The sequence below is a fragment of the Pseudoalteromonas sp. XMcav2-N genome, from assembly GCF_024124545.1.
Taxonomy (GTDB): Bacteria; Pseudomonadota; Gammaproteobacteria; order Enterobacterales; family Alteromonadaceae; genus Pseudoalteromonas.
Window position 1 is genome coordinate 241,788 of record NZ_JAMXSF010000005.1, and the last position, 26,634, is coordinate 268,421.

Sequence of the window (26,634 nt, forward strand, 5' to 3'; positions counted from 1 at the left end):
GATAGATAGCAAAGAAGGAATAAGGTGAAAAGTATGAGTTCATACAATGAAAACCTGCAAAAGACGATCAGTTCCACGCTGAACAGCTTGTACGCCGATCAGCAGAAGATGCAGTCAGAGCAGCGCAGTGCACAATACAATCTCTACTATGCGCAAGGCGCACAGATCAGCACCGGCGATAGCCTGGCAAATACCAATCAACAACTTGAGGATGCACAGAACATCAATACACAAGCTGTTTTGTGTGATAACGCCGTAATAAACCTGTTGGCAACGTCTACAACGCTACAAGCCAATACGACGACGGCGGTAAGTAATGTGGCTGCAATGGCTGCCAATATAAAGGTTGCATCGAATTCAATTTCAAAAGTGGCCGCTAATATTGGCAGTGCGCTAAATATTGCACTTGCCTCTAGTTATGACACGGACATCTATAAGAGAACACAACAGGCAAACTACTTTATTTCGCAAACGGCCAACGACGCAGAATATACATCACAGTTAGCCATGGAAGCGTCCAGTCAATGTTCTGAATTAATGAGTACGGACGCATTGAACAGTGTCACCGCTTCAAAAACCCAACTGGAGGCCCTGCTGAGTGCAACTAATGCAGATGTCTCGACTTTGAGTGAGCAGTCTGTTGTCGATCAGCAAGCTCTGAATGATGATAAAAAGGCAGAACGAAAAGCCGAGGGAGTGTTGCAGGATGCCAATTGTGAGCTCAAAGGCGTCGATGAGTCAGTAGACAATGCCAACAGTCAGTTAAATCTGGACGTTATAGTGGATTTGGAGCCATCAAGTAACACACTGAGAGTATCAAGCCAGATTTACGACAAGCCGTTTCAGGACAACACGCAACTTAATATCACAGTACCACCCGCCTCCGCGACACCGCCAGAGCAATACGTCTTTATAGCTAAGGCCAGCAATCAGTCCAGTGTGACCCTTGAGCAGGCTGAAACGCTGTTTGGCGAATACAAATCGAATGATGCCAGTATCAATAGATTCTATCAAATGACGACAAAGAGTGGGACCTCTCTGCTTGAGGCATCTTTGGTGTATGGTGGCGCAGAGGCTGTTCTGGATATAGATGGAGATAAAATTGTCGCGGGCGTGGAATATGTCGCATTCGTCTATGTTGAGCTATCGCTGGATTATCAAAGATATATTGGCGTGTATGACAATATGGTGTCGAGCGCGTCTGCGTCATTTACCCCGGTTTATTTAATGCCAGCCATTCAAGATATCAGTGTATCAGGTGAGACAATCACAATCGACGCAGGGATTGACGGGCAGAGCGATTTAAACGCTGAATTCAGGGTAATGCTGCTGCCGAAGAATAAACCTTCTGAATCTGGCCTAATGACGTCCCCTGAGTTTGGTAAGATCCCGTTTTATTTCAATGTGCCTATATCTCAGCAAGTTTCAAGCGCCAACTACATCTCACATAAAGTGCAGTACAAAGGCGCTACAGAGCAGCAGTTCACGATAGATATTGGCAGTATCGCGGATGTCACAGACAACTTTGGCAGCCCGTTAGTTATGAATGACGAGTACGTGGTTGCAGTGCTATGTCTGCCTGAGAGTGCAGCGGACTTACCTAAGTATCTACCAGAACTCTCGTTGTCAGAAAATAGCTTTACCTATGTCAAACCAATCAAGCCAGTCCGTTTAGGTCCAATCTGTTCGTCGGCGCCAGCACAAAGGGTTGTCAAAGAGAATAGCGCTAGCACAGCTGCAACAGATAAAAAAGCGAAGGCGAAAGAGGCTGACGCGACTTCTGAGCCTGAAGAAAAAAAGGCGACTAATAAAAAAGCCGCAGACAAAGATAAAGAATAAGGAGAACGAATTATGTCATCAGCAAATTCTGGTTATCAGCTTCAGGCAGCTGTGTCACAAAACAAAAATGCCGATATTCAAGCCCTGACCAGTCAGGTTACTCAGGCTCAGTATACGGTCGATGAGCTAAGCAATGTGGTGAGCTCATTAACGGAAAAGAAGGCGTATTTTGCCAACTTATTATTGCTGGCCAGCAATAAACAAGCGTCTGCGCTTGCTCACCTGAACCAGGCTAAAACGCTTCAGTCTGACTTGGGTGAAACATCGAGATACATTAATCTGGTGTCTGCCCAGATTGGTACAGACAGTACGGCCGATTCAGTTAGTTTTAAGCTACAAGAAACATCAACTCATATGTCTAAACTTATTAATAAGTTGATTTTTTCGGTGGACATTATCGAAAAGCTCGAAGACTTTGTTAACCGCCGTAAAGCGGTGAATCAAATCATTCCCGATGAGTTAATTACATATCTGAGCAATGCAACCACTGAATCCAACAATGCTATTGCGCTGACTTTGACCGCGCTGCAAAGCTGTTATTCAACCATCACGCCTGTGACTGAAATTTCAGAGGTTTCAGCATTGCAAGTTCAGCAGGTCCAAGGGCTGACAGCAGATGTGGACTCATTGAGCCAAATGATGCTGAAAAGTTATCAAAGTGCCGTAAAAGGTTATCACAACGCATTAGAAGCCAGTGACATGGCTAATCAGCAGTTAGAGGATGCGAAAATTAACCTGTCTGAAGCCAAGGCTAGCCTGGCCTCATTGCAAGCTGGTCTGGATGCGGCCAAAGCGGCTGCATTTGCGGCGTAGATGTGCTTTACATAGCGGGTGTTGAGTGTGAAGTACAACACCCTGGCCTTTTTGAAAGGACTGAACAATGACGTTTAGAAACTTCTACTTTGACAGTTACAACGACACGAAATGGATCCCTATGTATCCCTTTGATACCAGAGTTGAACTGGGCGATGTGTTTCAGATCAACCAGGGACGTGTCAGAAGGTTATTGAATGCTTGTGTAGACCTGGAGCTGGTGAACCCCATAAAAGCGTACGATTATGCTCCGATCCAAGTGGACGACTGGCGAACGTCGCGGGGATGCTTAAAGGTCAACGATGTGCAGACGGTGGAAACGCTGAGTGATGCGCAACTCACAATGCGCCAGCAAGCATTTCGTTTTGAAAATCGGGGTGATTATTTGTTTCATGGTGACGCGGCACTGGCGACCTTTATGAGTAACTGGGCAAAAGTGTCACCAGAGCTGACTGTTAAGCTGACCCAAAGCAAATTTACGTTTCGTAATGTGTACGTGATTACAGCCGTTGCTGTGGTTGAAAGGTGGGGATTAGCAGTTGCTGCGCAAGAGGGCGCAGAATTAACACTCACCGGAGAGCAGGACAACAGCGCCTACTTGTTAGCACAGAAACAATGCCAACTGACCAGCAACCATGATTTGGCTTTTTTTGCGCATCAAAATGATGTCCCAATGCACTTTTTCAAAGCAAAGAAGCTCACCCTCAGCGAGCAAATGTATGACGAATACCTGGTGCGGCTGCATTGTTCATCTGAGCGCTCTCCCAGACTGCCGCTGGATAACTGGTTGCATGCCAATTTGCTTAACCTCTCTGCGACAGAGCAACTCAACATCAATACCTGCCAGGAGTTTTTCCAGTGGCAAGATGCCAATCTTGATGATGTTTTGTACCTGAGCGAAAATCATTAGGACTGAGATATGACTTACTCATCAGAGCAAAATTTAGCTGCACTATACATGGAAATGGACTGGTTGTTTAACGTGGTAAATCAGGTTATTTGCAACTATTTGAAGCAAGAGGGGCATGAACATCATTGGTTTGAGATCCCGCCGCCTGAATTTGAGTATGGCATGAGTGCCTATGGTGATTTGGTCCGTGACTGGGAGCTTAATACCTTTGAGCGATTAGCCTTAGCGGTGGCAATGGCGCCGGCTGTTAAACCCGATGTGCTCGATATTTTGTTTGGTGTAAACCAATTGATAGACAAAAGCTTCAGTGAATTTGGTGGTGTGAGTGATAAAGCTTTTGGTGGTTTTGTTCCGACCGGACAAACTGTCTGCTTCTTAATTTCGGGGAATGACCCGTTATGGCGCGTACAGGCTGACCTTTTATTGTCGAGTCGACATCGCTTTATGTCTGAGCAGGTCACAGAGCTGTTACCCGCAGAACCGTCTTTACCGCATTGGGCGGGCGTCTATAAAATTACCGAGCATTGGTTTAGTTATTTTCTGACCGGTATACACACAGCACCTGAACTCAGCACCAGTTTTCCAGCGCATGCGATGGAAACCCCTCATCACTGGCATGATTTAGTACTGGATTATGCGGTAATGAAACGAGTTGATGAGATCCGTGCCTGGCTGGAGTACGGAGCTGTGTTGATGGATGAGTGGCAATTGGGGAAAAAAGTAAAACCGGGTTACCGTGCCGTGTTTTTCGGGCCGCCAGGAACCGGTAAAACAATGACCGCAGCACTGCTGGCCAAAACAACCGAACGCGAAATATACCGCGTTGACCTGTCCATGGTTGTCTCTAAGTATATTGGCGAGACAGAGAAAAATCTCTCGCGCGTGTTTGACGTGGCCAGTTATAAAAACTGGATTTTATTTTTTGATGAAGCAGATTCGTTGTTTGGTAAAAGAACGGCTACCAGTTCGTCAAATGATCGTCACGCAAACCAGCTGACCGGCTATTTGCTTCAACGTATTGAGGATTTCCCGGGCACTGTGATCCTGGCTACGAATCTTCGCGCCAATATGGATGAAGCCTTCACCCGGCGCTTTCAAAATATGGTGCAATTTACCATACCGGGTCCACATGAGCGGTTGAAGTTGTGGCAAAACGCCTTCTCACAGGTGTGTGAGCTTGACGAGGACATTGACTTAGAGCGCATCGCCACAGACTTTGAGTTGTCGGGTGGGCAAATCATTAACATCCTGCGTCAGTGCGCACTTAATGCTATCAGGCGTGACGAACGTAGAGTGTATCAGGCTGATTTGCTTGAGAGCATTCGACAGGAATTGCAAAAAGACAACAAAACTATTAACAGCAGTATCTTGGAGCGTATGTAATGAAACACATTCAAATTGAGAAGTCAGATACTAAACACAGTGCCGTACAACGCTTATCGAAACCATTGCAGGATAGGCGGGCAATGCAACGGCAAACTGCGCAATTAAAAGGAGACCGATATTACTGGGTAAAACCCGCTGACGGATCCTGGGAGTACGTGGGAGCATTTAAAAACCACGCAGAAGCAAATACGTGGTGGGCAAGTAATAAAAGCAGTTACCCGGACGGGCAGTTTAGTCAGGGGAGTACCAAAACCAAGTTTAAGTGATATCGTTGCAACTGTAAGGATAACAATATGAGCCAAAGTACCGGGCAATATAAGCGCAACACCGCGAAGTCAAGTCAGCAAGCGGCACAAAAAGTGGAGGTCAGCCCACTCGTTGATAATCGTCGTTTATCAACACAGTTGCAAAAGAACAATACCACCGGGCTGCCAGACAACCTTAAGTCGGGCATGGAGTCATTATCGGGAATGAGCTTAGATCATGTCAAAGTTCATTATAATTCTAGCAAACCTGCCCAGGTTCAGGCACATGCTTATGCCCAGGGAAGTGACATTCATTTAGCACCGGGTCAGGCTCATCATTTGCCGCACGAACTCGGCCATATCGTGCAGCAGGCGCAGGGCAGAGTAAAACCGACCACACAAGTTAATGGCGTAAACGTCAATGATGATGCGGCACTGGAACATGAAGCGGACATCATGGGGGCGAGGGCACTGCAACTAGCATACGATCACCATAGCCAGAGCCAAACGCGCACATACTCCACATTACAAGCTCAGCCTCTTAATAAAAATCACACAGCGCAGTTCAAACCTGTTCAGGGTATGGAAGATGTAAATTATGCCGTAATGAGTCAGGATAGTTATCAGCTGTGGCAGCAATCCAGACAGGGCACGGCTCAGCTACATGGTAAATGTGTAGATGGCAACACTGTTGTGGTCACTCAGTTTCAAGACAAGGCGTTAGGGGTTCAGCAGCAATTTAGCTTGGGTTCAAAAGCCAAAGGACTCCTGCTAATAACCGAAGGGGTGTTAACTGCAATCGCCGGAGGAGTTGTGCTGGCTGCTTCTCATGGGACGTTGGCAATCCCGGGTTTGCTATCGATCTGTATCGGGGCCTCCAAGTTTGCCCGTGGCGTGATTACTATGCTGTTGGGCGACAAAAAGCCAGCGGACAGCAACGGTGCCAAATTTTGGTTTGGTGTGATGGATGCATTACGCACGCTCGAAGCGGGCACCTCTATTGCCAGCGCTGTGCTCAGTGGCGGAAGTCTGGTGAAAGTGACGAGCGGTTGGGTATTTGGCATTGCGAAATCTATCCGCAGCATATGTACCCTGATTGCCAATTATCTAAAAGGTGATAAAGAACGTGCTAAAAAGAAAGCGAGGTTACTAAGTTTTGTGAATAAAGTGGCCTCAGTTGCCCATTGGGTCGAAGTGGCAGCAGCGACTGTTATCGGGGGCGACTCTTTGGCGACGGGTACCACGAAGGGGGTCATAACGGGAGCAACGGGACTGGGAACCGCGCTATCAAAAGGAGTTCGAGCGAAAGATCAACATGACAAAGCATGGCCCAGGCCGGAAAATGAATAAGGGGCAAAGGCGCCGCTATCAACGTTCACTGGTGGAAACAGCAATGTACCGACATAAACAGCTTATGGGTGACAAGCCGGTCAGTCGAGTTTACCTGTAACGCTCTGTTCAGCGACGACGTGCACCCAGAGGTTTTGTGTTACTGCCTGAACGAAGCGAGTGACATAAAAGTGAGTAGTGCGCTTCATCCGACTGTAGCGACTTCTTAAGTGGCCTACTCATCAAAACCAATTGGCTCCATCCCTAAAATCTCACTGACTTTATCATCCATAACAAGATAGTTACTTAGCCCCCAGGTACCGATTTTACTGCGTGGAGTGTCCAACAAATTTCCCATTTCATCATAATACTTTTTAAAAGGGAAAGAAAAAAGCACCACTCTAAATTATCCATAACCTTAATTAATGGAACGTTGTTTACTACTGGCATAAAACCTCTAGAAAATCCTAGCCTGTTTATAAAAAGAGGTTCACACATCAGCTGATATTGTTCATTATAACTAAAGTTTTCAGGTTTGTTCGCTATGTGGTTGAATACATATATTTTTATACAGTCCTCGAATCCTCCAGCGGAGGCACTTAGCGAAATAATTTGACCGAAAACAAACCTAGAACCTGGATATTGAAGTTGAAATACATCTCCAACGAGAAGTTTCTTCCTGTATGGTTTTTGCATAATCATGTTAGTAGGTGGGAATTTCACGTTGTTCACCTAACGTTTGTCTCAGAGGAAACCCCAGATATTCATATTTAAACTCAATGTGATGGACGCTCTCGCATTGTTTGATCTAATTGATTTCGCCAAAAACTAACTAGATAACAACACCATGCGTGATACCACCATCCTACACGATATACTCAGGAAAAACTGCCCCCCAATTCATGCTCGATAGCAATCAACTCTTACTTACCGAGCTGGGTTGAAATATGAAGGGCTCTGTCGCTGCCAAGCACAAGATCAAACGTATTGACCGGCTTGCTATTTACCGCTTTCAAGCACATCTGTTATGTGGCGCTAATTCCATGCCTATCTTACTGGTCGACTGGGCCGATGTGCGCGAGCAAGTAACGCTGGGTGTCCACATAGCTCTCTGTTTTCAGACTGTAGTGCTTGGTCCTGAGCTCAACGCGTACAGACTCCAAAAAAGGTGAATAAGACATCTTCACTCCGAGTGCTGTTTATTTATACAGGTATAAGTGAATGCGGCTATTTATCAAGTCAAATTTCTCGTTTTCTCCGTGCTTTCAAGTCTCGTTTATGCCGCTTGCCTTGTTAACCCATTGAAATTTATTGTGTTAGCCGTTTTACATAACGAGACCCCAAGTCTCGCTATGAACAAGGCTCGGTTTCAACAAAGCCATTCTGGCTTGAGCAATGAGAGCAATGGTGGTAGGTTGTTGTTCTTATTATGAATAAAATAATTTAGCTGTGGAACTGTATGGTTTTAGGAACTGGGTTTAACCGGTATTCACGCTAATAAGCTGTTATGTTTCTACTGAAATTGAGTATGAGAAAGTAATGGATATCGAAAAAATCGAAAAGGACGTAAAAAGAAGCAGAGTGATTGTAGTTTTAGTATTTACAGTTGTTCTTGGCTCTTATATAGGTTGGTTTTGGATGTTAAATCAGCAGCCAATTAGCTCAGATTCAGGCGTTTGGGGAGCGTTTGGAGATTTTGTCGGGGGAATCTTAAATCCCTTAATCGCGTTTGCTGCGTTCTACTGGCTTACACAATCAGTGTTAGTGCAAAAGCAAGAACTTGCTGAGACTAAGAAAGCATTGACTGATTCAAGCAAAGCTCAATTAGAACAGGCGAAATTGCAGAAAAATAATATGAGAATCTCGTATTTGACTACTGAACTTGCAACTATAAATATCGAATTAGAAGCTGAATATGCATATAGAAATACAATGTTCGAAAGGGAAGGGTCTCGGAACCAAGGAAGCATAAAGTCACGTAAATTGCTTGATAAAAATGGAAGGCATGTTGATAACGAAGAAAAGTTGTTTCACGAAATAGACAAAGAAATCAATAGTCTAAAAAGAAAGCAAGAAAGTCTATTACACGAAATACGGCACTTAAGTAATGAAACATAACAAGCAATTTAAGAGGGATTCTCAACGCTTGGCACTTTTGCTTCTACTTCAGTTTTAGTGTTTATGGCACAATGCTTTAGGTTTGGGTGGAGGCGTTGTTCACCCCTTAATTGGGCGTTAAGCGCCAAAAACTAACGATACTCCACTAAACTCAGGATATAGAAATGAAGGTGAAATCAATTGAAATTAGAGGGATAGGCGGCATAGATAGCCTAGATGTTGATTTCAATAAAGGTATGAATTTTATTTGTGGACCAAATGGGATTGGGAAAACAACTTTGCTTGAATGCATTGCGCATTCATTTTCTTATCGCAGATCCAACATACTTAAAAGAAACGTATCTTCTGAAACTGGTAGTGTTAAGTCTGTTGTTGAAATTGACGGGGTGGATACGCCATCAAATATTTCCATTGCAGACTTCGACCCTAATAAGCCGTCACAAATAAGAGGTCTGCTAGATCACTCTCCGAAACTTCTTTCCTTAAAAGTCACTAGAACCTTTGGATATCAGTCTTTAGATGCCGTACGAAAAGACTCTGAGAAGAATAGAGACACTTCGTATCAAGAAGCGATGAATGGCGTTAACCTCAATGAAGTTAAGAACTGGTTCGTCAATAGGTATTTGTACTCGGCGCACGAGGGTGCTCTGACAGAGCAACAACTAAACAATTTAGAACTGGCCAAGATAAGCTTTTCGCTTTTAAATCGCGACTTCTCATTTAGTAAAGTTTTGGCGTCTTCTAACGAGATTATGATTCACACTCCTAATGGTGAAATATATTATGAGTATTTGTCTTCGGGTTTTAAATCTTGCCTATCAATTATATTTGGGATAATTAAGGAAATTGAATTAAGGTTTAAGGAACCTTGTATTAATGCTAAAGACTTTGATGGTGTAATCCTAATCGATGAACTTGAGCTTCATCTGCACCCAGAGTGGCAAGGAAAAATTGCTACAATATTATTACAGGTTTTTCCCAAAGCTCAATTCATCACTTCAACTCACAGCCCCCACATACTTCAAGGTGCCAAACCAACAGAAATTATCGCTTTAGCTACAGACAATGGAAAAGTTTTTCGAAGAGATCTATCACAGACTAAATATGGCTACCAAGGCTGGACTGTTGAAGAAATTCTCATTGATGTAATGGGCATGTCAGATACTCGCACAGATAGCTACTACCATCTAATGTCAGAATTTGAATCTGCAATAGACAACGATGACTATGATAGGTCACAAAGGGCATTCCAAGAGATAGAACTTTTACTTCATCCTGAAAACCATCTCAGAAAGCTACTAAAGTTCCAATTGGCAGCCGTAAAGGGTAATTCATGATCAAGTTAGAAAGATACCCAAAGCCTGAGTTTCTCACCGACGAAAAAGTAGAAGAGCTAGTTGAAGAGTTCAAAAAATCTGGTTCGAGTGTGTGGAACACTGACCCAATAAAGGAACCGCTTCTTAGTTCAAGTTATGGTAAGTGTTCTTATTGCGAATGTGACTTAACCGAAGAAAGTAAATATATGGAAGTTGAACATTTCGAGGACAAAAAACATAATCCTGATAAAGTGGTTGAGTGGGAAAATCTATTGCCATCATGTAAAAAGTGCAATGGTTCTAAGAGTACTCACAATGTTATTTCTGACCCGATATTAAATCCATACGTGCAAGACCCAAGAGAACATTTAGCTTTCAGGATGTTTCGTATGAGAGGATTAACTCAAATTGGGGAAAATAGCATTGATGTGGTCGGTCTAAATAACCAGGAAAGACTTGTTCTGAAGCGATTTGAAATCGGAAGCCAAGCTGCAGATTCAATCGAAGTCGCCTGGGAAAGATATCATACCTTTAAATCTAATGAGCGAACTCAGTCTAAAAACCGACTGATTAGCCTTGTAGAGGGTATTCTTCTAGAGTGTCAACCTAGAGCAATCTATGCTGCTACAACTGCAACCGTAGTGTTGACAGATTCAAATTTTCAAACGCTTATAGATACTATGAAGATTGACGGCTTATGGAGCGAAGATTTAGAGGAGTTACATACAACCGCGCAGACGTTGGCGCTACAATGCGCTTAACAAGTCAAATCACTCGGACGCAGCGCAGCTGCGCCGGTGTTTGAGGCGTTATGTGCCAAGGAGAGTCTGGATGAAAGTTTTAGCCTTTTTGTTTTCTTTAATTTCTTTCCATTCTTTAGCTTGCAGTTGCATGGGGTACGAAATTGAAGAAGCCTATAAGGACTATCCTGTCGTTTTCTCTGGAGTTGTCGAATCGATTGACACCATAAAAGTAAAAGAAGATGGCTGGTTTGAGTATTCCAATTTGAAAGCTGTGACTTTAGTCGTAGAGCACAGTTATAAAGGTATGACTGCTGAAAAAATCAAGGTTACGACAAGAATGGATTCCGCAGCATGTGGTTTTCCATTCGAAGAAAAAGTTAAATATGTAGTATTTGCTATTCCTGACGAAAATGGACTTTTTGTTGGTTCCTGTGGGCCAACCATCCATATGGAAAAACGTGAAGAATACTATGAGCCTGAGCGCCTGAGAGTAACGCGGTTTTTATCAAAGCAAATTGGCACATAACAAAGCCATTATGGAAGGACGCAAAAAGCTTGGCTCGCGTCACTTCGTTCCTAATTTTAGCCAAGCTTTTGTGCGCCCCATATGGCGGCGTTAAGTTGCTTTCATACTCAGCTCATATATTTAAATGGATATTTAATGTTGATTGATTTTAAAGAAATAATAGATGATCACGCTTTTGAGTATTTTGCCAAGTTATTTTTGGAAGTCTGCGGATTAAAAGTCGAAGTTACACCAGCTAAAGGGCCTGACGGTGGTAGAGATATCATTTGTAGTGAAATGACTTCTTTTGGACAAGCTTCATATAGATGGCTTGTTAGCTGTAAACACTTTGCTCATAGTGGTAGAGCCGTGGGTCAAAATGATGACCAAGCAAATCATAACAAACTAATTGAGCATCAGTGTCATGGTTTCATGTTTATTTACTCAAGTGCTTTTACTGAATCATTGAGAACTTCCGTTGTAAAAGTATGTGAAACCAACAAAGCTAACCATAAGTTTTTGACACCGTGGGATATAGAAAACATTATTGTGCAATCGCCGAGGTTTTACCCTTTGCTTAATCAGTTTTTCCCCAATTCACACTCTCTTTTAATTAACACTATTGAAAATCAAGGGAGCTGTTGCAGCCAAGATACCCCAGATATCCCCGGGTATATTTTCTATAGAAAAGACAGTGATACACATAGAGTAAGTGCTGTAAATGTTTGTGGGTATTGTATCGAATCTTATATTGAGCACTTTGACTCAAATAATCTAGATTATAGTTTCTACCAAATCAGAGACTTAGAAGAATGTTGAGACGCAACTTAACAAGTTACTTAAAAGGACGCAAAACGCTTGGCTTGCGCTCCTTCGTCGCTAATTTTAGCCAAGCATTTATGCGCCCATTAGTAAGGCGTTATATTTCTTGGAGACCAGGTGAATAAAGAACAAAAAGCTCTACTCAAAACCTTACAACGTGCTTTGCTGAAAATTCGATTGATGGGCTATGAGGGACAAAAGTCTGGCCTGTCTTGTGAACAGTCTGAAATGATTGCTGATTTAGCTGATGCTTTGCATAACATTCCAGAAGCATTGTCGAATGAAAGTTGTGACATTAATTTCCACACTAATATCATGTTGGGTGGCTTTGATGAAAAATATAAAGATAGATCTAGTATTCAGTTGTTAGAGTTGTATCAACATATTCTTGAAAATGAAATATAAAAGAGAGAAATACGCAGACACCCAGCGTTATATGTTCCTTTTATGGGTCTTTAGTGGGGGCAGCGGGTGCTATGTTGAGTAAAGATGTGATGAATCAGGAGAGTTGTAATTCATTGGTGAGGAATTTCAGCTCGAACCGTAGTTATTTGATATTCTGTGACACGGTTAAACGCTGCCTAAGTGCGACAGTCATCACTTGAAGTCAGGGTAATGACAACTCTAACCTAATAATCGCTCACAATTAGCCAGATTAGGGCGCCGCTTTTTTTGCAGGTGCTCACAGTGCTTAGTCACTGCTTGCTGCCAGCCGACTTCACCGTAGAAGACTTTGGTAAATCGCGTGGTGAGTATTAGCCAGTTTTCATGCAAGATTTACAACCTGGCGAGAATAGGCTGGGTATCGCTGATGTGGCCTCGCTTGTCGGCACGAATGCATCGGCTTGTCAGTTCAAGCAGTTCAATGTAGTAGTTAAGCTCAAAGGGTAGTCCTTTGGGTATGATCAGTCTTGGGTTACAAGCAAAGTGCAGCAGGCTCTTTGGTTGTTTGCCGTGCTGGGCGTGCTCAATGCAATTTTTGATACTGGTAAACTCAAAAGTTTCAGGTGTACTTGCTACTTTGGTCCGGATAGGATCGAGAACAACGTAAGCTATACTGGTGGCCAGGACGGCATAATCGAGTAATGCCAGGGATTTAAATCAGCCTTCCCAGAACCCGCCTGTGCAGCCATCTTCTCTATTGGCGTTAGGCACTGTAATCGAACCTTCAGTTCCGAATGTGGCGAGTATAAAAATACAGAGTATCTACAATCATGTTTTTGATTTTACAATAGGTAATTGACTATGAAGACTGATTTCAAGATTAGTGGGATTGATAAGCACAGCTTTTCTGAACTTTTGAATTTAAATGAGCAAGAATTAGAAAGTCACAATGCTAAATGGATAACGGCTGATGCGAACCCGGGTTACCCGTGTAGGGTTTCATTGATAGAAGCAAATATAGGGGAAAGGGTTTTAGTATTGCCCTATTTACATCATAACGCTGATTCACCTTACCGCGCATCTGGTCCGATTTTTGTTCGAGAAAATGCTATAGAGGCAAAGCTGGACATTAACGAAATACCTGAAATATTAAGAAAAAGGCAGCTTTCCATAAGAGCTTATAATAAACAGCAAATTATGATTCATGCAGAGATATTGCAAGGCTCTGAATTGGCGCCCGGTATTAGAAAGCAGCTCTCAAACCATGAGGTTGAATACATACATATTCACAATGCTAATCCAGGTTGCTTTAACTGTAGTGTACATCGCGCATAATAAGAGATTGTGGCGTCAATAGCTAAAATTCAGCATTTGGCGCTTCCCACATAGTTCCATCTCTGTGCATCGGGTTCAAGGTAACAACCATTTTTCTAACACAGGCAATTAGGGAAACTTTTTTACCGACCTGTCGAAACCAGGTATTTCTATAGCCAACATCGGTCACGATGAGTGGAATACATTTATCAGGCAGGCTCTCTATGGAAGGGTAATGGCAAGTTCATCAAGGACTAACTGGTGGGACTTAGGTGAGTTGTATTGAGCAAATGTGAAGGTGCGCTCATACACTATCATTGAGTGTCCCTGAATGCTGACGGAAGCACGCAAAGTCATCAACCGCAGTTGTCCGCGCACATCGGTCCAGTCGACCAGCAAGATAGGCATAGGATTTCCGCAACACGTCAGGCATGCATGAAAGCGGTAAATAGCAAGTCGGTCGTTATGCATCAGTGTTGCCAAGCAGTCGGTCCATAAGTTTAATGTTGTGCTTGGCAGCGACAGGGCCCTTCATATTTCGACCCTGTTTACCAATGGAAAGCCAGTAAGTGAGAGTTGATTGCTATCGATCAAAGTCTCTGTTGCCTGCACTAATGAATCAAGGCGCCGGGCATAAATTGGGAGCAGTTTTTTCTGAGCATATTGTGTAGGATAGTGATATCACGCTTGGTGTTGCTATCGCTTTGGTTTTTGGCGAAATAAATTAGATCAAACAATACCGTGCGTGCCCATCGCATTGATTTTAATTATGATTATCTGGGGATTCCTCAGATGGCGGCTTTAGGTATCTTTAGGGAAATAAATAAAATGATTCGAGTAATTTTAGCTTTAACTATGCTTACTCTTTCAGGGTGCGCATCACTTCCTGAAAACTATTCACAATTAACAACTGAGCAGTTCTTGCAAGGTGTTGCAAACAATAACAAACCTAAAATAATCCCTGCAAAATACATCAAAGGATCTGAAGCTAGTTTGTCTATGATCGGAGCAAGCTACAATGTTGTTGGTAGTTATGGTTCTGGTATTGTACTCGACGGTATTCGAGAAACAGCGAAACTTTGTTCTGATAAAGGTTTAGTTGTTAAAAATCCTAGTGTTATTAACAGCCGTAAAGTTTTGACTTGCGGTACAAACGATCTGAAAGTTTTAGCTATACATTACGTAAGCCGAGAAAACGCTGGATATGATACAGGTCATACATATGCTTACTTTGATCATCTAGCTTTATTTGATATTGATAAAAAATTATCTGAAAAAGATATAGAATGGATTGCTAACCAATACATTTCTTTTGAAAATCAAACTGTTGATTTTGAGCATGCGCATAATCACCAAAAATTAGACTCAAAAGAGTTTAGTAATTTCATATCCTTATACATTAATTAATATCGAGGATACCTAACAAAGCAATCAAGCACGTACTAAAAAAAGCTTGGCTTGGTTCGTGCAACACCAATTTTAGCCGCTTTTTGGGGCGTTAAATGTATGAGCTAGTCGATGAGATTTATACTAATTATTGTCTTTATTCTGCCTGCCTGTGCGTGGGCAGCTGTTTGTGATAGGGCCAAGCTCTCTTATCTACTTGAAACTGCAGCGGCGCAAGAAAATATCTATGCCGTCCAGTTTGCGCTAGATCTCGGAGCTAACCCAAACGGTGTAACCGAACCAATATCTATTAAATGCTTTTCCGGTATGCCAACGGCATCACCGGTAATGCATGCGGCTTCTCACGAAGATACAGCTATATTAAAGTTATTATTGCAAAGCGGTGCTTCACCCAATACAGGTTGCTGCAATACATCAGCCCTACAAATAGCAAAAGAAAACAAAATCCCAGAAGCAGCCAAGTTACTTAAGCAATATGGCGCCAAACACTAATGTATTTCATAAGGCCAGCTAACGGTGTTAAACATTTCTCATTTAGAACAACTAAATAGTAAAATTTTTGCCTCGCCTATATGGACATAGGTGCCTCAGCGATGGCAGGACGCGTGAGCGGTGTTATCGACGATGTTTTCTCGCCTCAAAATAGAGCACTTAATGAAAATACGTAGACACCCAGCCATATTTGTTCTATCGACGGGTGTCGTTTTAGCTTCTCGAATGGTTCCGCTTCGCCTCACATTTTAGTAAACTACACTATTGCTGCTCAATGTGGCGTCAAGTAATAAGCTCATTAGATTCTCAAGAGAAATATGATGGAATTCATACAGAAGAAAAAATCAAATAAACATACATTTACACTACACGATGATTACTTTAATTTTGCATATGAAGATAAGTCAGGCTCAGGTGATACTGACATGAATTACGCCGACTTTCCGCAGAAATCATCGTTTCAAATAGAGCAAAATGATTGGCTTCGAAATGTGGGCTATCTTTGGATAGCGCTTGGGATTTTCCAACTTGGCTACGCTGTTTACAATGGCGCGCCATTGAATGGCAAAGGTTTTTGGGTGCTGGTTGGTTCGGCATGCGTTCTCTGGGCCTATTTTTCCAAGGTTAAATACTCGGTTTTTCGTGCCGAAAGAGGAAATGTTTTTGTCATTCAAGATAAAAACCATGACCAGATAATTGATGAGCTAAATAAAAGAAGAAACTCTCAGCTTTTGCAATGGTATGGTGAAGTGAACCCAGAAAACGAATTGGAAAACGAAATTCAAAAGTTTAAATGGCTCGCAGAGCAGGGAGTAATTACTAATGAAGAGGCCGAGTATAAAATTGCACAGGCTGAGCTTATAAAAAAGGATGATTTTGAATTACCCGGGGAGCGCCTGAACTAATGCCTAATAAAGAGTGACTTGAGTAGCCCCATTTTGTATTACGGTTTTTTCAGTACTCAGTATAAAAAGCAAGCGTGCGCATCTACTTTTAACTTCATTATGGTCAAAGTGGATATGAAGAAATACCTTCAAATTATAATGATGATTGTCGTCTCATTTTGTACCGGTGTTTATTATGAAAATATACGTCTTGTCGGCGAGCAAGATACAACAATCGCAGTAATGGTTTCTGCATTGGTTATCGATAATTCTCCATGGTTAATATTATTGGTTTGATTTTTTGGTGAACTGATTGCGTTGTATGGCCGCGTAGTTCATGCCTGAATTCAGTGTCATTATTTTCAAGGGTTAAGATGACTATAAACTGGCGCTTAGGCAAGGGGTATTATAGGAGAAGGTGCCTGTTTGGGCTATAAAATGCGTTAGATAAACCGTTCTTTTGAGCAAAGTACCTAGAGGGAAATCGGGTATCATTGAACGTTAAAAAGACAGCTCGACGGGCATTTTCCCAATCGAGTTATTTAAGAGGGTGCAAGGTGCTTGGCTTCCGCTCTTCATTGCTAGTTTCAGCCAAGCATATATCGCCATAGAGTATGGTGTCAGGAGTAATAATGAGTAGTAATCCCCCGTCAGGTAGTTCAATAAAAATTGATAGGTCAAATGGGCATCAGCATATCTTCGTACCACACAGTAAAGCTGGCATAATGAGATATTTTGTCGGTTTGTTTCTCGTATTTTGGATGGGCGGTTGGTTCATAGGGTTTACCAGTGCTCTATCGCAAATAACATCTGGAGAAGGGGGAGCTTTCCTAATGCTGTGGTTAGGAGGCTGGTCTTTAGGCGGCTTTTTCGCGGGATATATGATTTTCAGGGTATTTCAAAAAAGTATTCCCGAACAACTGGTACTCAATCGCCCATCGTTATCGTATGACACAGGAGTGCCTCCGTTCAAATTTGATTTTGGTATACGCAGTCAAAAAGACTACTGGAAGTCTTTGTTTCCTAGCCGAAAGCAGGTTGAGTTTACACCGGTTGAGCTAAAAACAATGGCGCTGCGAGAAACGGACAGTGGCAACCGGCTTACCATAGATAAAGGTGCGGAACGAGTGGAAATAGCAATGGGCGCCACTGAAATTGAACGAGAATGGTTGTACGACTACTTACAAAGAAACTACGGCTAAATCAAATTATCTCTGAACCTAGGTGTTTGGGCTGCAGTCTTGTGGCCGCTGCTAAGTCGTTAGCAAATGCGGCAAAAAGATATTCAAGCGCTTAAGCACAAGCGGTATCTCTACCTGAGCATAAATGATTACAAGGCAAGTGACTAGGTGGTAGGCCAGTTTCAATTAGGTATGGCGATGGTTACATTGCATCTATAGTTGGCGCGTATTTTGATACAAGCATGGTTTACCAGGGACCATATAAAGGAAATTACCATGTTGATGTATAAATCCGCCGCTTCAGGCCATTTGCCTGCTCAGAGCAATGTAGAAAAAGGAAATAAATTGCCGGAAAGCGGCAATAATGATTCAGGCTTTAGTCAGCAGCTTGCTTTAGAGATGCCGATGTACCAGACATCTGATATTAGCTTGCAGTATCAACGAAAAGAGTTACAAACAACAATACGGAACGAGGGCTTCCTGGGGGAAATGCAGGAGGCCATGTTAATGCAGCGATTGGGTGTTGATATTGAAAAAATAAAGCAGCTGAAAGAAAAGCTTGAAGAACTTGAAGATCTTTTTGAGTCAGGTGGAATATCTGAAAAAGAATTTAACCAGAAAGCCTCAAAGATAGAAGAAATGATTGCAGAGGAATACCAAAAAGGACAAGAGCGGGCACAAGACCACGAGCAAAGTGGGGGCATCCAGGTTACGAAGCTTAAAAAGGATGCATCCAAAGATATCGAGTAAGGTGCGATTAACAACCCATATAATCGATACGAATTCAGACTATTCCAGCCATTAAAAATTCCCAAGCACCTGATGATGTATATCTATATTGCAAAAATAGGCTTTATTATACTAATAGAACGGCCTGAAACCGCGCGGCTCGAGCAGAAAAACGAACAAGGGCCAAAGGAACTACTTGCGAGGATAGCAGGTCATCGTTCTGCTATCCAATAAATAACATGGCGATTTACAGGCATTAATAATTGGGTATTTCTATAGAAGGGGTGTAATTTATTTATCCTGGGTAGTTTTAGGGTAATCTAAAATTATGGTTGTTTGTGTATTTCTTGTAGTTGTAATGCTTGCCTTTTTTGGGTTTAATGCTTGCGATTATAATTTGACAGGTGCCTGTAATGTCGCACCTTTATGTAGTGAGAAGTAAAGATGTTTAGAACTATGGTTGTTGTTTGTTCTCTTTTTCTGTCTGGTTGTGCGCAGCTGGCATATGATGCTAAAAAGCCTTTGCCCGAAGGACATGGCTTAGCTTTAGCCCGTTTTAGTACCTCTGGCGATATTGGTAATGCTCAATTCATTACCCGAAATACACAAAAAATGCTAGACAACTACAGCTTCGTTCTAAAAGACACCCGGGAAAAGTTGATTGTTCTGCCATTGCCAGTGGGGACGCACGAAATTGACCAGGTGTTATATATGCAAGGATCCAAATTAGTTGACCCTGACTTAAACTGCCTTGGCACTTTTGATATAGCAGAAAATAGCCTCACCTATATCGGGGATATCCATTTTCATGTGAATGACTACGATAACTATATTTTATTTTCATCGCATTCATGGAGAGTGCTGGTTAAAGAAAACTTCGAGCAAGCGCTTGAGGAGATAAAAACACGGCATCCGGAAATTGATACTAAATTTGCCATCAAAAGCGACGTGGTTGGCCCATTTTCATGTGAACAAGGTGAATAAAGTGCGTTTACTGCGCTGCTGATTTGCCTTTTCAGGCTTTTATCAAAAACACCTATACAGGAAGTATTCTGTCTGGTCTAAGCCCGATACTTCCTGATTTTTCTCTTTTAATGCCCTGTGTGTTCCGTGTACCCCTAATCTCCATTTTCAAAAAATTACCACCATGTAAGTTTCAAGAAAGTTTGTTCCTTTAAGTTTTATTCAACCCAGGACAAAAGCGTTGTCCGATACAGTAAATTTGATTAACGGAGCATGGTAATGAATAAAACAGTTTCTTTGATTTCTCTGGCATTAATGAGTTTTTCAACCCTGGCTGATGATAAGGAGCAAGGCGCTCAATGGGGAATTGGTGCCGCGGTTGTATCTCAGGATCAGGGCTACACCGATGTTGGCAATGAGACCATTTTAGTGCCCGCTCTGGCCATACAATATGGCAACTTTTCATTACTGGGGCCACGTGGCAGCTATAAAGTCTGGCAGCAGGAAAATATAGAGTTCTCAGTGGTGGGGCAGCTGAGACTGGACGGCTACGAGGAAGCCGACGGTGATATTTTCCTGGGGATGGAAGACAGGGATATGAGCTTTGATTTTGGCTTTGAAGGGGAGTTTGATACAGAGTTTGGCGAGTTCGGTTTTTCCTTTATGCATGATGTTACCAGCACCCACAAAGGCTATGAAGCAAGTGTCAGCTATGGTGTGCCATTTACGCTTGGTGACGGGCGGATAACGCCTTATGTCTCTGCAAGTTACCTGAGTGAGGATCTGGTTGATTATTACTATGGTGTATTACCAACAGAGCAGCGTGCCGGGCGCAACGCTTATACAGGTGACGCAACCATGAATCTTGAAGTGGGTGTCTCCAGTGATTGGTTTTTTGGTCGTAACCATATGATAAAAGCCGATCTGAGTTACACCGCTTATGGCAGCGAAATAAAAGATTCTCCGCTTATCGAGCAATCCGGCGCTGTGCAGTTATTGTTGGGGTATGTGTATGTCTTCTAAAGCGCTTATCCTTTTGAGTCTGGTCGCCATGCTGGGCTGCCAGGATCAGCAACGAGAAGTCAATACAGAGGCACAAACAAACCATGCCAGGGTGACTCAGTTTGCCACTGCGATGCCAGAGCGGGTAATCGAAGTGCCACAGAAAGTGTTTTTTGGCCAGATAGAAGGGGCCGAAGACACCCAGCTGGCCGCGTTAAAATCGGGGAGGGTTGAAAAGCTCTGGGTACGTGCCGGGCAATTTGTGACGCGTGGTACGGTACTGATGGAGCTCTATGATCCTGTTGCATATGCTCAGCTTGAACAAGCGCGGGCAGAGCTTCAGCGCACACAGGCAGAGCTGACCAACAGTCAGGCTGAATTCGAGCGCGCCGAGGCACTGGTTAAACTCAATTTGCAAACCCAGTCGCAGCTAGATCAACGCCGACGTAATCTGGATATGGCTTATCAGCAAGTGAATAAAGCACAGGCCGAGGTAAATGCCGCTCGCAATCAGCTTGCTGAGCTTACTATCAGCGCCCCGTTCGACGGGGTAGTGAGTGATCTGCTGGTAAGGCGCAAGGAGTTTGCTGAGGCTGGCCAGACGGTGCTGAACTTTCAGGCTGCATCCGCTTTACATGCCCGTTTTGCGATACCTGAAGAAGTAGCACTGACAATCAATGAGCAGGAGTATGTGGAGGTTTTTGTGCCGGCGCTGAGCGAGTCGGTAACAGGCCTGATAGTGGAGCGTACCTTACCGCTGGGGTCACGCGCTCCCTTCTTTTTTTTGAAAGTCCGGCTGGAAGCACACAATCAGACCTGGATGGGCCTGAATGCGCAACTAAAAATTCCGCTTTCAGATCAACCTTTGTATCGCCTGCCTGGTGGTGCCTTACACTATGACGATGCCAGTCAGCCCTATGTGGTACTGCAATCAGAGCCTGAACAGCGCCGTTATGTTCAGGTAATAACTGGGCGTGCCCACCATATTCTTGTCAGCAGCCCTGAGCCACTTGAATCGCCCGCACTGATATTTGCTGATAGCCGCATGTTGCTGAGCCACTCGTTTAATAAGGAGTAAGTTGTGATTCGACCTCCCTGGTTTGTTAACCCTCGCCTTATTTTGGGCCTGGTATGTATTTTGTGTCTTGCCGGTTTGGGTGGCTGGTTCAGCGCTCCGGAGCAAGAAGATCCCAGCTTTCCGTATCGCAATGGCATGATTGTACTCAATGCCAATGGTCTGGAAGCTGAATCTCTGGCACAGCGCTACATTCGACCTCTGGAGCGTGTTTTAGCGCAAATAGATGAAATTCAGACCTACAGCGCTCAGGTGAAACACGGCTCCGCGTCGCTGGATATAGAGCTGAAAGAAACGGTGTATAACACCGACCAGGTTTGGCAGCGGATCAAAGAAGGGGTTGCCCCTATACGCCAGAGTAATCCGGCGCTGTCTATGACTATCTTAGATCGCGTGCAGGACACCCAGGGTATTTTATTGTCTGTTGGCAGTCGGGGCGACCTGCTACAGGAGCGCCAACTCGCCATTGAGTTGCGAGATCAGATATTGGCGCTTAGTACAGTGCGCAATGCTCAGCTGGTGGGCGACCCGGGCAGCCAGATAGCGGTGGCCTATTCGCAGCAAACTATGTTGCAAACGGGTGTCACCCCCTTGCAGATTGCTCAGCGTATCGGCGGTGCCAATCAGATTGACTCGGTTGCCAGTATCACCGACGACCGGGCTAACCTTATCCTGTCACCTGTGGCTCAACTGGACTCTTTGGCCGAGCTTAAGGGGAAGCTCGTAGCAACCGATCAGGGCCAGCAATTGCCTTTATCTACGCTGGCCGATATCCATTATCGTCCCGATCCTAAAGCCAGTGAGTCTTTTTGGATCAACGGTCAGCAACGCGTTGGTGTGGCGGTGACTCTGGTGCCCAACCGGATCCGCATTGCACAGGCGGGCGAGCAAGTTACCCAGCTGGTTGAGCAATTCAATGAGATATACGGGGCAAACGCTGTCACGATAGAGCTGTTTCAGCCCAAGTGGGCCAAAAAGCGCAAAGACGGGCTAATGCAATCGTTAATGCTGAGCCTGGTTGCCATTGCTGTTATTTTGTTTATTTTCCTCTCTGCCAGTGGTGCTGCGAGTGTATGTATTGCCGTTATGGTTATCACATTGTCGGCCATTGCCGCTTTTAGTGCGATGGATGGAGTATTGCACCAGATGACCATTGCCGGGCTGATTTTATCTTTAGGCCTGATGGTCGACAACTGCATTGTGGTTGCTGAACGATTTAACCGGCATATGTCTGCGGGCAGCGAACCATTACACAGTGCCATCCTAAGTATCACCGAGTTGTGGCGTCCACTGTGTGCTGCAACCGTGACAACCATTGCAGCGTTTTTGCCAATGCTGATGGCCAAAGGCAGTGTGGCTGATTTTATCGCCAGTATTCCGGTCATGGTGATTTTGTGTATTGTGGCCAGTTACGCCATTGCGTTAACACTGGTGCCTTTGCTGAACCGTTACTTGCCTGTGGGTAAAAGCCCGGTTTCTCGCTGGCAGCAGCAACTGCAACATATTTTAGAGCAGGGCGCACTGGCTTTATCCAAGTTTACCTTGCAGCACAAAACCCTGACGTTAGTTGCTGTATTTGGGCTATGCGCCGGGTTGATGTCGCTGCCGCAGGCCGATGGTGAGTTTTTTCCAAAAACCAACCGTAATCAGGCCATTGTGGATGTGGAGCTGCCCATGGGCACGCACAAACGGCTCACAGCAAGTACGTTAAACCGGATAGCTGAAGACATCAGTGCACATGCCGATGTGCAGCGAACGCTGGTATTCAATGGTTTCTCCGGCCCGCGCTTTTACTACAACCTGGCGCAAAAACCGGATGAAAGCCATATTGGCCGGGTGGTACTGACCGCCCAAGCACATACCGATATGGCGTTGCTGGTTGAACAGCTGAACGACCAATTGCAAAGCGACTACCCGGAAGTCATTCTGCGAGCCCGGGAGCTCGGGCAAGGGCCGCCACTGGAAAGTACGGTGGTAATGTGGCTAAGCGGTGAAGACTATAAAATCTTACGTCGAGCGGGCGAAGAGGTATTTGCCTTGCTGAGCTCAGATAGGCGGTTTGACGCACCCGGCAAAGCCTATTCGGGGGCGGTGCCTCAGCTGACCATGACTTTTGATCAGCAACGGCTGAGTCAGCTTGGCCTCACTGAAAGCCAGCTTAATGATTATCTGGCATGGCGCAGTGCAGGGCTAACCATGACTCAGGTGAGCTTTAATGATGAGCCTACATCAGTTGTGCTGTATGACCCGGATTCAAGTCATGACAGTATTGATCTGATGAACACCGGCGTACTGACCTCTCTGACCGAAAAACCGGTGCCGGTTCATGCGCTTGCTGATACCCGGATAGTCGGCCAGCCAGCCATTTTGGCGCGCAGAAATGGTGTGCCCGTGGTTAAACTGATCAGCGAAGTTGCACCTGGCGTGGATGAGGCTGCGCTGCTTACTGAGTTGATGCCAGAGCTGACAGCTATTGCCGAGCGATATGGATTACAGTTAGCGTTTGGCGGAGAAATGGCTGAATCTGGCGAGGCAAACAATGCCTTGTTTAAAACCCTGCCAGCTGGTGCGCTGTTGCTCTTTATTGCCTTGGTGCTGCAGTTTAATTCGTTACGTTTAACTTTGCTGGTGATGCTGAGCATTCCCTTTGCCGTCATTGGTGCGCCGGCTATGCTGAGCCTGGCTCAGGTGCCGTTCGGGTTTATGTCGGTTTTAGGGATCCTGGCACTGGCAGGAATAGTCGTGAATAATGCTATCTTATTGATCGACGGCACTTTGTTATACGTACAAGCTGGGCAGAGCACGCAGGCGGCTATCATGTTATCGGTACAAAATAGGGTGCGTCCTGTTATAGTCACTTCGGTCACAACCATAGTGGGTATGCTACCTTTAACCTCGGCCAGCAGTCCTCTGTGGCCGCCACTGGCATGGGCTGTGATTGGCGGATTGATCACTTCAACCATTCTGGTGCTGGTGGTGATCCCAGTTTTGCTGCAATGGTTGTTACCCAAGCGCACCAGGTCAATGCCAATTGCATTACCTGAGCTGACGTAAAACCTGTCTGGAATAAAGTGGAACAAGTAACGTAAGGCAAGAGAATGGAGAAAGTAGTATGCGCATATTGATCACCGAAGATAACCTGCAACTGGCGAGCTTTATTCAGCAGGCCATGACTAAAGAAGGCTACGCGGCTGATATAGCCACCAGTGCGGGCGCATTACGCGATCAAATGGCATTATGGCACTACGACGCCATTATTCTGGATCTCGGGTTGCCCGACAAAGACGGACTCGATGTGATTGCTGCTTTACGGGGTGCCGACAACCCGGTTCCGGTGCTTATCTTAACTGCGCGGGGCAGTGTGGATGATCGCATTGCCGGCTTGGATCTGGGTGCAGATGACTATATCAACAAGCCGTTTGATATCGGCGAGCTGCTGGCGCGGCTGCGCGCTTTGCTTCGTCGTCCCAGTCAGTACATTGGCACTTTATTGTCTCATGGTAACCTGGCGCTTGACCCAAAATCTCGTCGCGTAACGGTAGGCGGCGAGAACCTTTCAATGGGTAAGACAGAAGTGGCCATTTTGGAATATCTGCTGCGCCATGTAGGCTTAACCGTGGGCAAAGATGCATTATACGACGCCATTTATGCCATGGGGTTTGAAGTAACCGACAACGCTTTGCAGGTGGCGGTACACCGAATTCGCAAAAAGCTTGATGGTACTGAGGCGGACGTCACCATTAAAACGCTCCGTGGCATAGGATATATACTGGCATGAAAATCATAAAAAACTCCCTCGCCCGCAAGATCTACCTGCATTTTATTCTGATAGGCTCGGTGGTGTTCACCGGAATAGGTGTGATCTTGCACCTGTTTTCGATGAACTATGCCAATCTGGCGCTCGAAGTCAGTATGAAAGGCATGATTGAGGACGTAGGGGATGCACTGCATTTTGAGCAACAGCAACTTGTGTATACCCCTGATAATGTGATTGAAAAGTGGGGCTATGACGCCCTGTACAATAACTTTGCGTTTCGTGTTCTGCGCGCCGAGGATGGCCAGGTATTGCTCCAGTCTGTAAACAGTGAACAGGGCTCCGAAGCATTGGCAGCGCTGACCGACACCATTGCGCTTGGGTATTCTCATCTTGATGGCGTTGATCGTTTTCGTACCGAACTCACACTGGACGGACAGGCGCTGTTGCTGGACATGGCACGCAACGACCTGATCACAGAACTGGCGAACGAAGCCGTGATCCCGGCACTAAACCGGGTGACGGCCATCACCATTTTTGCCGCATTTGGGGTGTTTATGGTGGTGGGGTACTTATCGGTGCGCTCTGTGGTGCGGCCCGTTAAAGCCGTAGCTGGCCAGTTAAAGCAGATCAAACCGGAGCAGCTTAGTTTCAGGCTCAGTAACGAGGGGTTGCCTTATGAGATTCAGCCGATTGTGGATTCACTGAACCAGGCCATGGAGCGGGTAGAGGGAGGCTTTGATGAACAAAAGCGCTTTGTGGCCAACGCCGCCCATGAGCTTAAAACCCCACTGGCTGTGCTTAATACCCGTGTTCAGCTGGCCGATATTGCCCCCCAGATCCGCGAAGAAATCGTCAACGATGTCGCTTATATGAGTCGGGTGGTGCAGCAACTCTTAGATCTCTCTCGCGCGCAAAACTTTGTGGTGTACAACAAGGTACCGGTAAGCCTGTCAGCGCTGGCACAGGAAGTTTGCATGATGCTGGCACCGCTGGCAGTACAGTTTGATAAAGAGCTAAGTCTGGACACGGAACCAGGCACCGCTCAGATCCTGGCAGACAAAGCTGCCGTGCATATTATGATTAAAAACCTGGTCGAAAACGCCCTGAAGCACTCAAAGGACAATGCCAAGATTCAGGTCAGAGTGAGTGCCACTGAGTTGGAAGTGAGCGACAACGGCCCCGGGATCCAGTCGCAATTCTACGACCGCCTGTTTGAACGCTTCTGGAGACAGGAGCAATCTACCCTGAGCGGCAGTGGACTGGGCCTGTCTATCGTCAAAGAAGTCGTCGACTTTCACAACGCCAAACTCACGGTTACCTGCAAAAACGAGCAAGGCGGCGCAAGCTTTAAAGTAGTGTTCGGGGAGCGAGAAGCTTAATCCGAACGCTTGTGAGCCGGGATCTACTCAAACACCGCGTA

26 protein-coding genes and 4 pseudogenes are annotated in these 26,634 nt (G+C 44.8%); 25 read left to right on the forward strand and 5 right to left on the reverse strand.

Translation table 11 applies throughout. The features are described 5' to 3' along the window. The first annotated feature begins 33 nt into the window (after positions 1-33). The 6 genes from NH568_RS09065 (at position 34) to NH568_RS09090 (ending at position 6,543) form a co-directional block, all read left to right on the forward strand. Entirely contained in the window at positions 34-1,839 is a 1,806-nt protein-coding gene (locus NH568_RS09065; RefSeq protein WP_253046337.1) for a hypothetical protein, read from the forward strand. Between the two features lie 12 nt (positions 1,840-1,851). After that, a complete protein-coding gene (locus NH568_RS09070; RefSeq protein WP_253046338.1) occupies positions 1,852-2,652 on the forward strand; it encodes a hypothetical protein in 801 nt (266 codons plus the stop codon). Positions 2,653-2,719: 67 nt separating this feature from the next. Next, positions 2,720-3,562 carry a hypothetical protein gene (locus NH568_RS09075; protein WP_253046339.1) on the forward strand — a complete coding sequence of 281 codons (843 nt, stop codon included), beginning with the start codon at positions 2,720-2,722 and terminating at the stop codon, positions 3,560-3,562. Between the two features lie 9 nt (positions 3,563-3,571). Next, entirely contained in the window at positions 3,572-4,945 is a 1,374-nt protein-coding gene (locus NH568_RS09080) for an ATP-binding protein (protein WP_253046340.1), read from the forward strand. Continuing rightward, complete coding sequence (locus NH568_RS09085) at positions 4,945-5,214, forward strand: hypothetical protein (protein WP_253046341.1); 270 nt, start codon at positions 4,945-4,947, stop codon at positions 5,212-5,214. The genes NH568_RS09080 and NH568_RS09085 overlap by 1 nt, the downstream gene beginning before the upstream one ends. A gap of 27 nt (positions 5,215-5,241) precedes the next feature. Beyond that, positions 5,242-6,543 carry a DUF4157 domain-containing protein gene (locus NH568_RS09090; protein WP_253046342.1) on the forward strand — a complete coding sequence of 434 codons (1,302 nt, stop codon included), beginning with the start codon at positions 5,242-5,244 and terminating at the stop codon, positions 6,541-6,543. A 285-nt stretch (positions 6,544-6,828) separates the two neighbouring features. On the opposite strand, the gene NH568_RS09095 is transcribed toward NH568_RS09090, so the two are convergent. After that, positions 6,829-7,245, reverse strand: coding sequence for an Imm26 family immunity protein (locus NH568_RS09095; protein ID WP_253046343.1), 417 nt, complete (start codon positions 7,243-7,245; stop codon positions 6,829-6,831). 124 nt (positions 7,246-7,369) lie between these two features. Between NH568_RS09095 and NH568_RS09100 the strand changes: the two are divergent. Beyond that, positions 7,370-7,634 (forward strand): annotated as a pseudogene (locus tag NH568_RS09100) (IS4 family transposase); the annotation flags it as partial. On the opposite strand, the gene NH568_RS23980 reads toward NH568_RS09100, so the two are convergent. Next, entirely contained in the window at positions 7,575-7,703 is a 129-nt protein-coding gene (locus tag NH568_RS23980) for a hypothetical protein (protein WP_290444189.1), read from the reverse strand. The pseudogene NH568_RS09100 and the gene NH568_RS23980 sit on opposite strands and share 60 nt — an antisense overlap. A gap of 358 nt (positions 7,704-8,061) precedes the next feature. On the opposite strand from NH568_RS23980, the gene NH568_RS09105 reads away from it, so the two are divergent. From NH568_RS09105 to NH568_RS09130, 6 genes are all read left to right on the forward strand, one after another. Further along, on the forward strand, positions 8,062-8,640 hold the full coding sequence (locus tag NH568_RS09105; protein WP_253046345.1) for a hypothetical protein: 579 nt from the start codon (positions 8,062-8,064) through the stop codon (positions 8,638-8,640). A gap of 164 nt (positions 8,641-8,804) precedes the next feature. After that, positions 8,805-9,977: an AAA family ATPase gene (locus NH568_RS09110; protein WP_253046347.1), complete on the forward strand. Its 1,173-nt coding sequence runs from the start codon at positions 8,805-8,807 to the stop codon at positions 9,975-9,977. Further along, a complete protein-coding gene (locus tag NH568_RS09115) occupies positions 9,974-10,717 on the forward strand; it encodes an HNH endonuclease (protein ID WP_253046349.1) in 744 nt (247 codons plus the stop codon). The genes NH568_RS09110 and NH568_RS09115 overlap by 4 nt, the downstream gene beginning before the upstream one ends. Positions 10,718-10,787: 70 nt before the next feature. After that, complete coding sequence (locus NH568_RS09120; RefSeq protein WP_253046351.1) at positions 10,788-11,225, forward strand: hypothetical protein; 438 nt, start codon at positions 10,788-10,790, stop codon at positions 11,223-11,225. Positions 11,226-11,360: 135 nt separating this feature from the next. Then, on the forward strand, positions 11,361-12,023 hold the full coding sequence (locus NH568_RS09125; RefSeq protein WP_253046353.1) for a restriction endonuclease: 663 nt from the start codon (positions 11,361-11,363) through the stop codon (positions 12,021-12,023). A gap of 120 nt (positions 12,024-12,143) precedes the next feature. Then, positions 12,144-12,431 (forward strand): hypothetical protein, encoded by a 288-nt coding sequence (locus tag NH568_RS09130; RefSeq protein WP_253046355.1) that lies wholly within the window; start codon positions 12,144-12,146, stop codon positions 12,429-12,431. A 219-nt stretch (positions 12,432-12,650) separates the two neighbouring features. Here the strand turns inward: NH568_RS09130 and NH568_RS09135 are convergent. Beyond that, positions 12,651-13,172, reverse strand: a pseudogene (locus NH568_RS09135) (transposase); the annotation flags it as partial. 99 nt (positions 13,173-13,271) lie between these two features. Between NH568_RS09135 and NH568_RS09140 the strand changes: the two are divergent. Then, entirely contained in the window at positions 13,272-13,745 is a 474-nt protein-coding gene (locus tag NH568_RS09140; RefSeq protein WP_253046357.1) for a DUF1203 domain-containing protein, read from the forward strand. A gap of 22 nt (positions 13,746-13,767) precedes the next feature. Here NH568_RS09140 and NH568_RS09145 read toward each other — a convergent pair. Both NH568_RS09145 and NH568_RS09150 read right to left on the reverse strand, forming a co-directional pair. Continuing rightward, a pseudogene (locus NH568_RS09145) lies at positions 13,768-13,869 on the reverse strand (IS110 family transposase); the annotation flags it as partial. After that, positions 13,867-14,386, reverse strand: a pseudogene (locus tag NH568_RS09150) (IS4 family transposase); the annotation flags it as partial. The pseudogenes NH568_RS09145 and NH568_RS09150, both read right to left, overlap by 3 nt. Positions 14,387-14,516: 130 nt before the next feature. On the opposite strand from NH568_RS09150, the gene NH568_RS09155 reads away from it, so the two are divergent. From NH568_RS09155 to NH568_RS09205, 11 genes are all read left to right on the forward strand, one after another. Further along, positions 14,517-15,131 carry a hypothetical protein gene (locus tag NH568_RS09155; protein ID WP_253046359.1) on the forward strand — a complete coding sequence of 205 codons (615 nt, stop codon included), beginning with the start codon at positions 14,517-14,519 and terminating at the stop codon, positions 15,129-15,131. 111 nt (positions 15,132-15,242) lie between these two features. Further along, on the forward strand, positions 15,243-15,623 hold the full coding sequence (locus NH568_RS09160; protein ID WP_253046361.1) for an ankyrin repeat domain-containing protein: 381 nt from the start codon (positions 15,243-15,245) through the stop codon (positions 15,621-15,623). Positions 15,624-15,940: 317 nt separating this feature from the next. After that, positions 15,941-16,528, forward strand: a complete 588-nt coding sequence (locus NH568_RS09165) for a hypothetical protein (RefSeq protein ID WP_253046362.1) — start codon at positions 15,941-15,943, stop codon at positions 16,526-16,528. Positions 16,529-17,340: 812 nt separating this feature from the next. Further along, positions 17,341-17,709, forward strand: coding sequence for a hypothetical protein (locus NH568_RS09170; RefSeq protein WP_253046363.1), 369 nt, complete (start codon positions 17,341-17,343; stop codon positions 17,707-17,709). A 255-nt stretch (positions 17,710-17,964) separates the two neighbouring features. After that, complete coding sequence (locus NH568_RS09175) at positions 17,965-18,438, forward strand: hypothetical protein (RefSeq protein WP_253046365.1); 474 nt, start codon at positions 17,965-17,967, stop codon at positions 18,436-18,438. Between the two features lie 423 nt (positions 18,439-18,861). Continuing rightward, positions 18,862-19,401, forward strand: a complete 540-nt coding sequence (locus NH568_RS09180) for a hypothetical protein (protein ID WP_253046366.1) — start codon at positions 18,862-18,864, stop codon at positions 19,399-19,401. Positions 19,402-19,659: 258 nt separating this feature from the next. Next, a complete protein-coding gene (locus tag NH568_RS09185; protein WP_253046368.1) occupies positions 19,660-20,403 on the forward strand; it encodes a MipA/OmpV family protein in 744 nt (247 codons plus the stop codon). Further along, positions 20,393-21,460: an efflux RND transporter periplasmic adaptor subunit gene (locus tag NH568_RS09190; RefSeq protein ID WP_253046370.1), complete on the forward strand. Its 1,068-nt coding sequence runs from the start codon at positions 20,393-20,395 to the stop codon at positions 21,458-21,460. Before NH568_RS09185 ends, NH568_RS09190 begins: the two co-directional genes overlap by 11 nt. Before the next feature lie 3 nt (positions 21,461-21,463). Further along, positions 21,464-24,511 carry an efflux RND transporter permease subunit gene (locus NH568_RS09195; protein WP_253046372.1) on the forward strand — a complete coding sequence of 1,016 codons (3,048 nt, stop codon included), beginning with the start codon at positions 21,464-21,466 and terminating at the stop codon, positions 24,509-24,511. A gap of 58 nt (positions 24,512-24,569) precedes the next feature. Beyond that, positions 24,570-25,235, forward strand: a complete 666-nt coding sequence (locus NH568_RS09200; protein WP_253046374.1) for a response regulator transcription factor — start codon at positions 24,570-24,572, stop codon at positions 25,233-25,235. Beyond that, on the forward strand, positions 25,232-26,593 hold the full coding sequence (locus NH568_RS09205) for an ATP-binding protein (RefSeq protein WP_253046375.1): 1,362 nt from the start codon (positions 25,232-25,234) through the stop codon (positions 26,591-26,593). Before NH568_RS09200 ends, NH568_RS09205 begins: the two co-directional genes overlap by 4 nt. Positions 26,594-26,634: the final 41 nt, after the last annotated feature.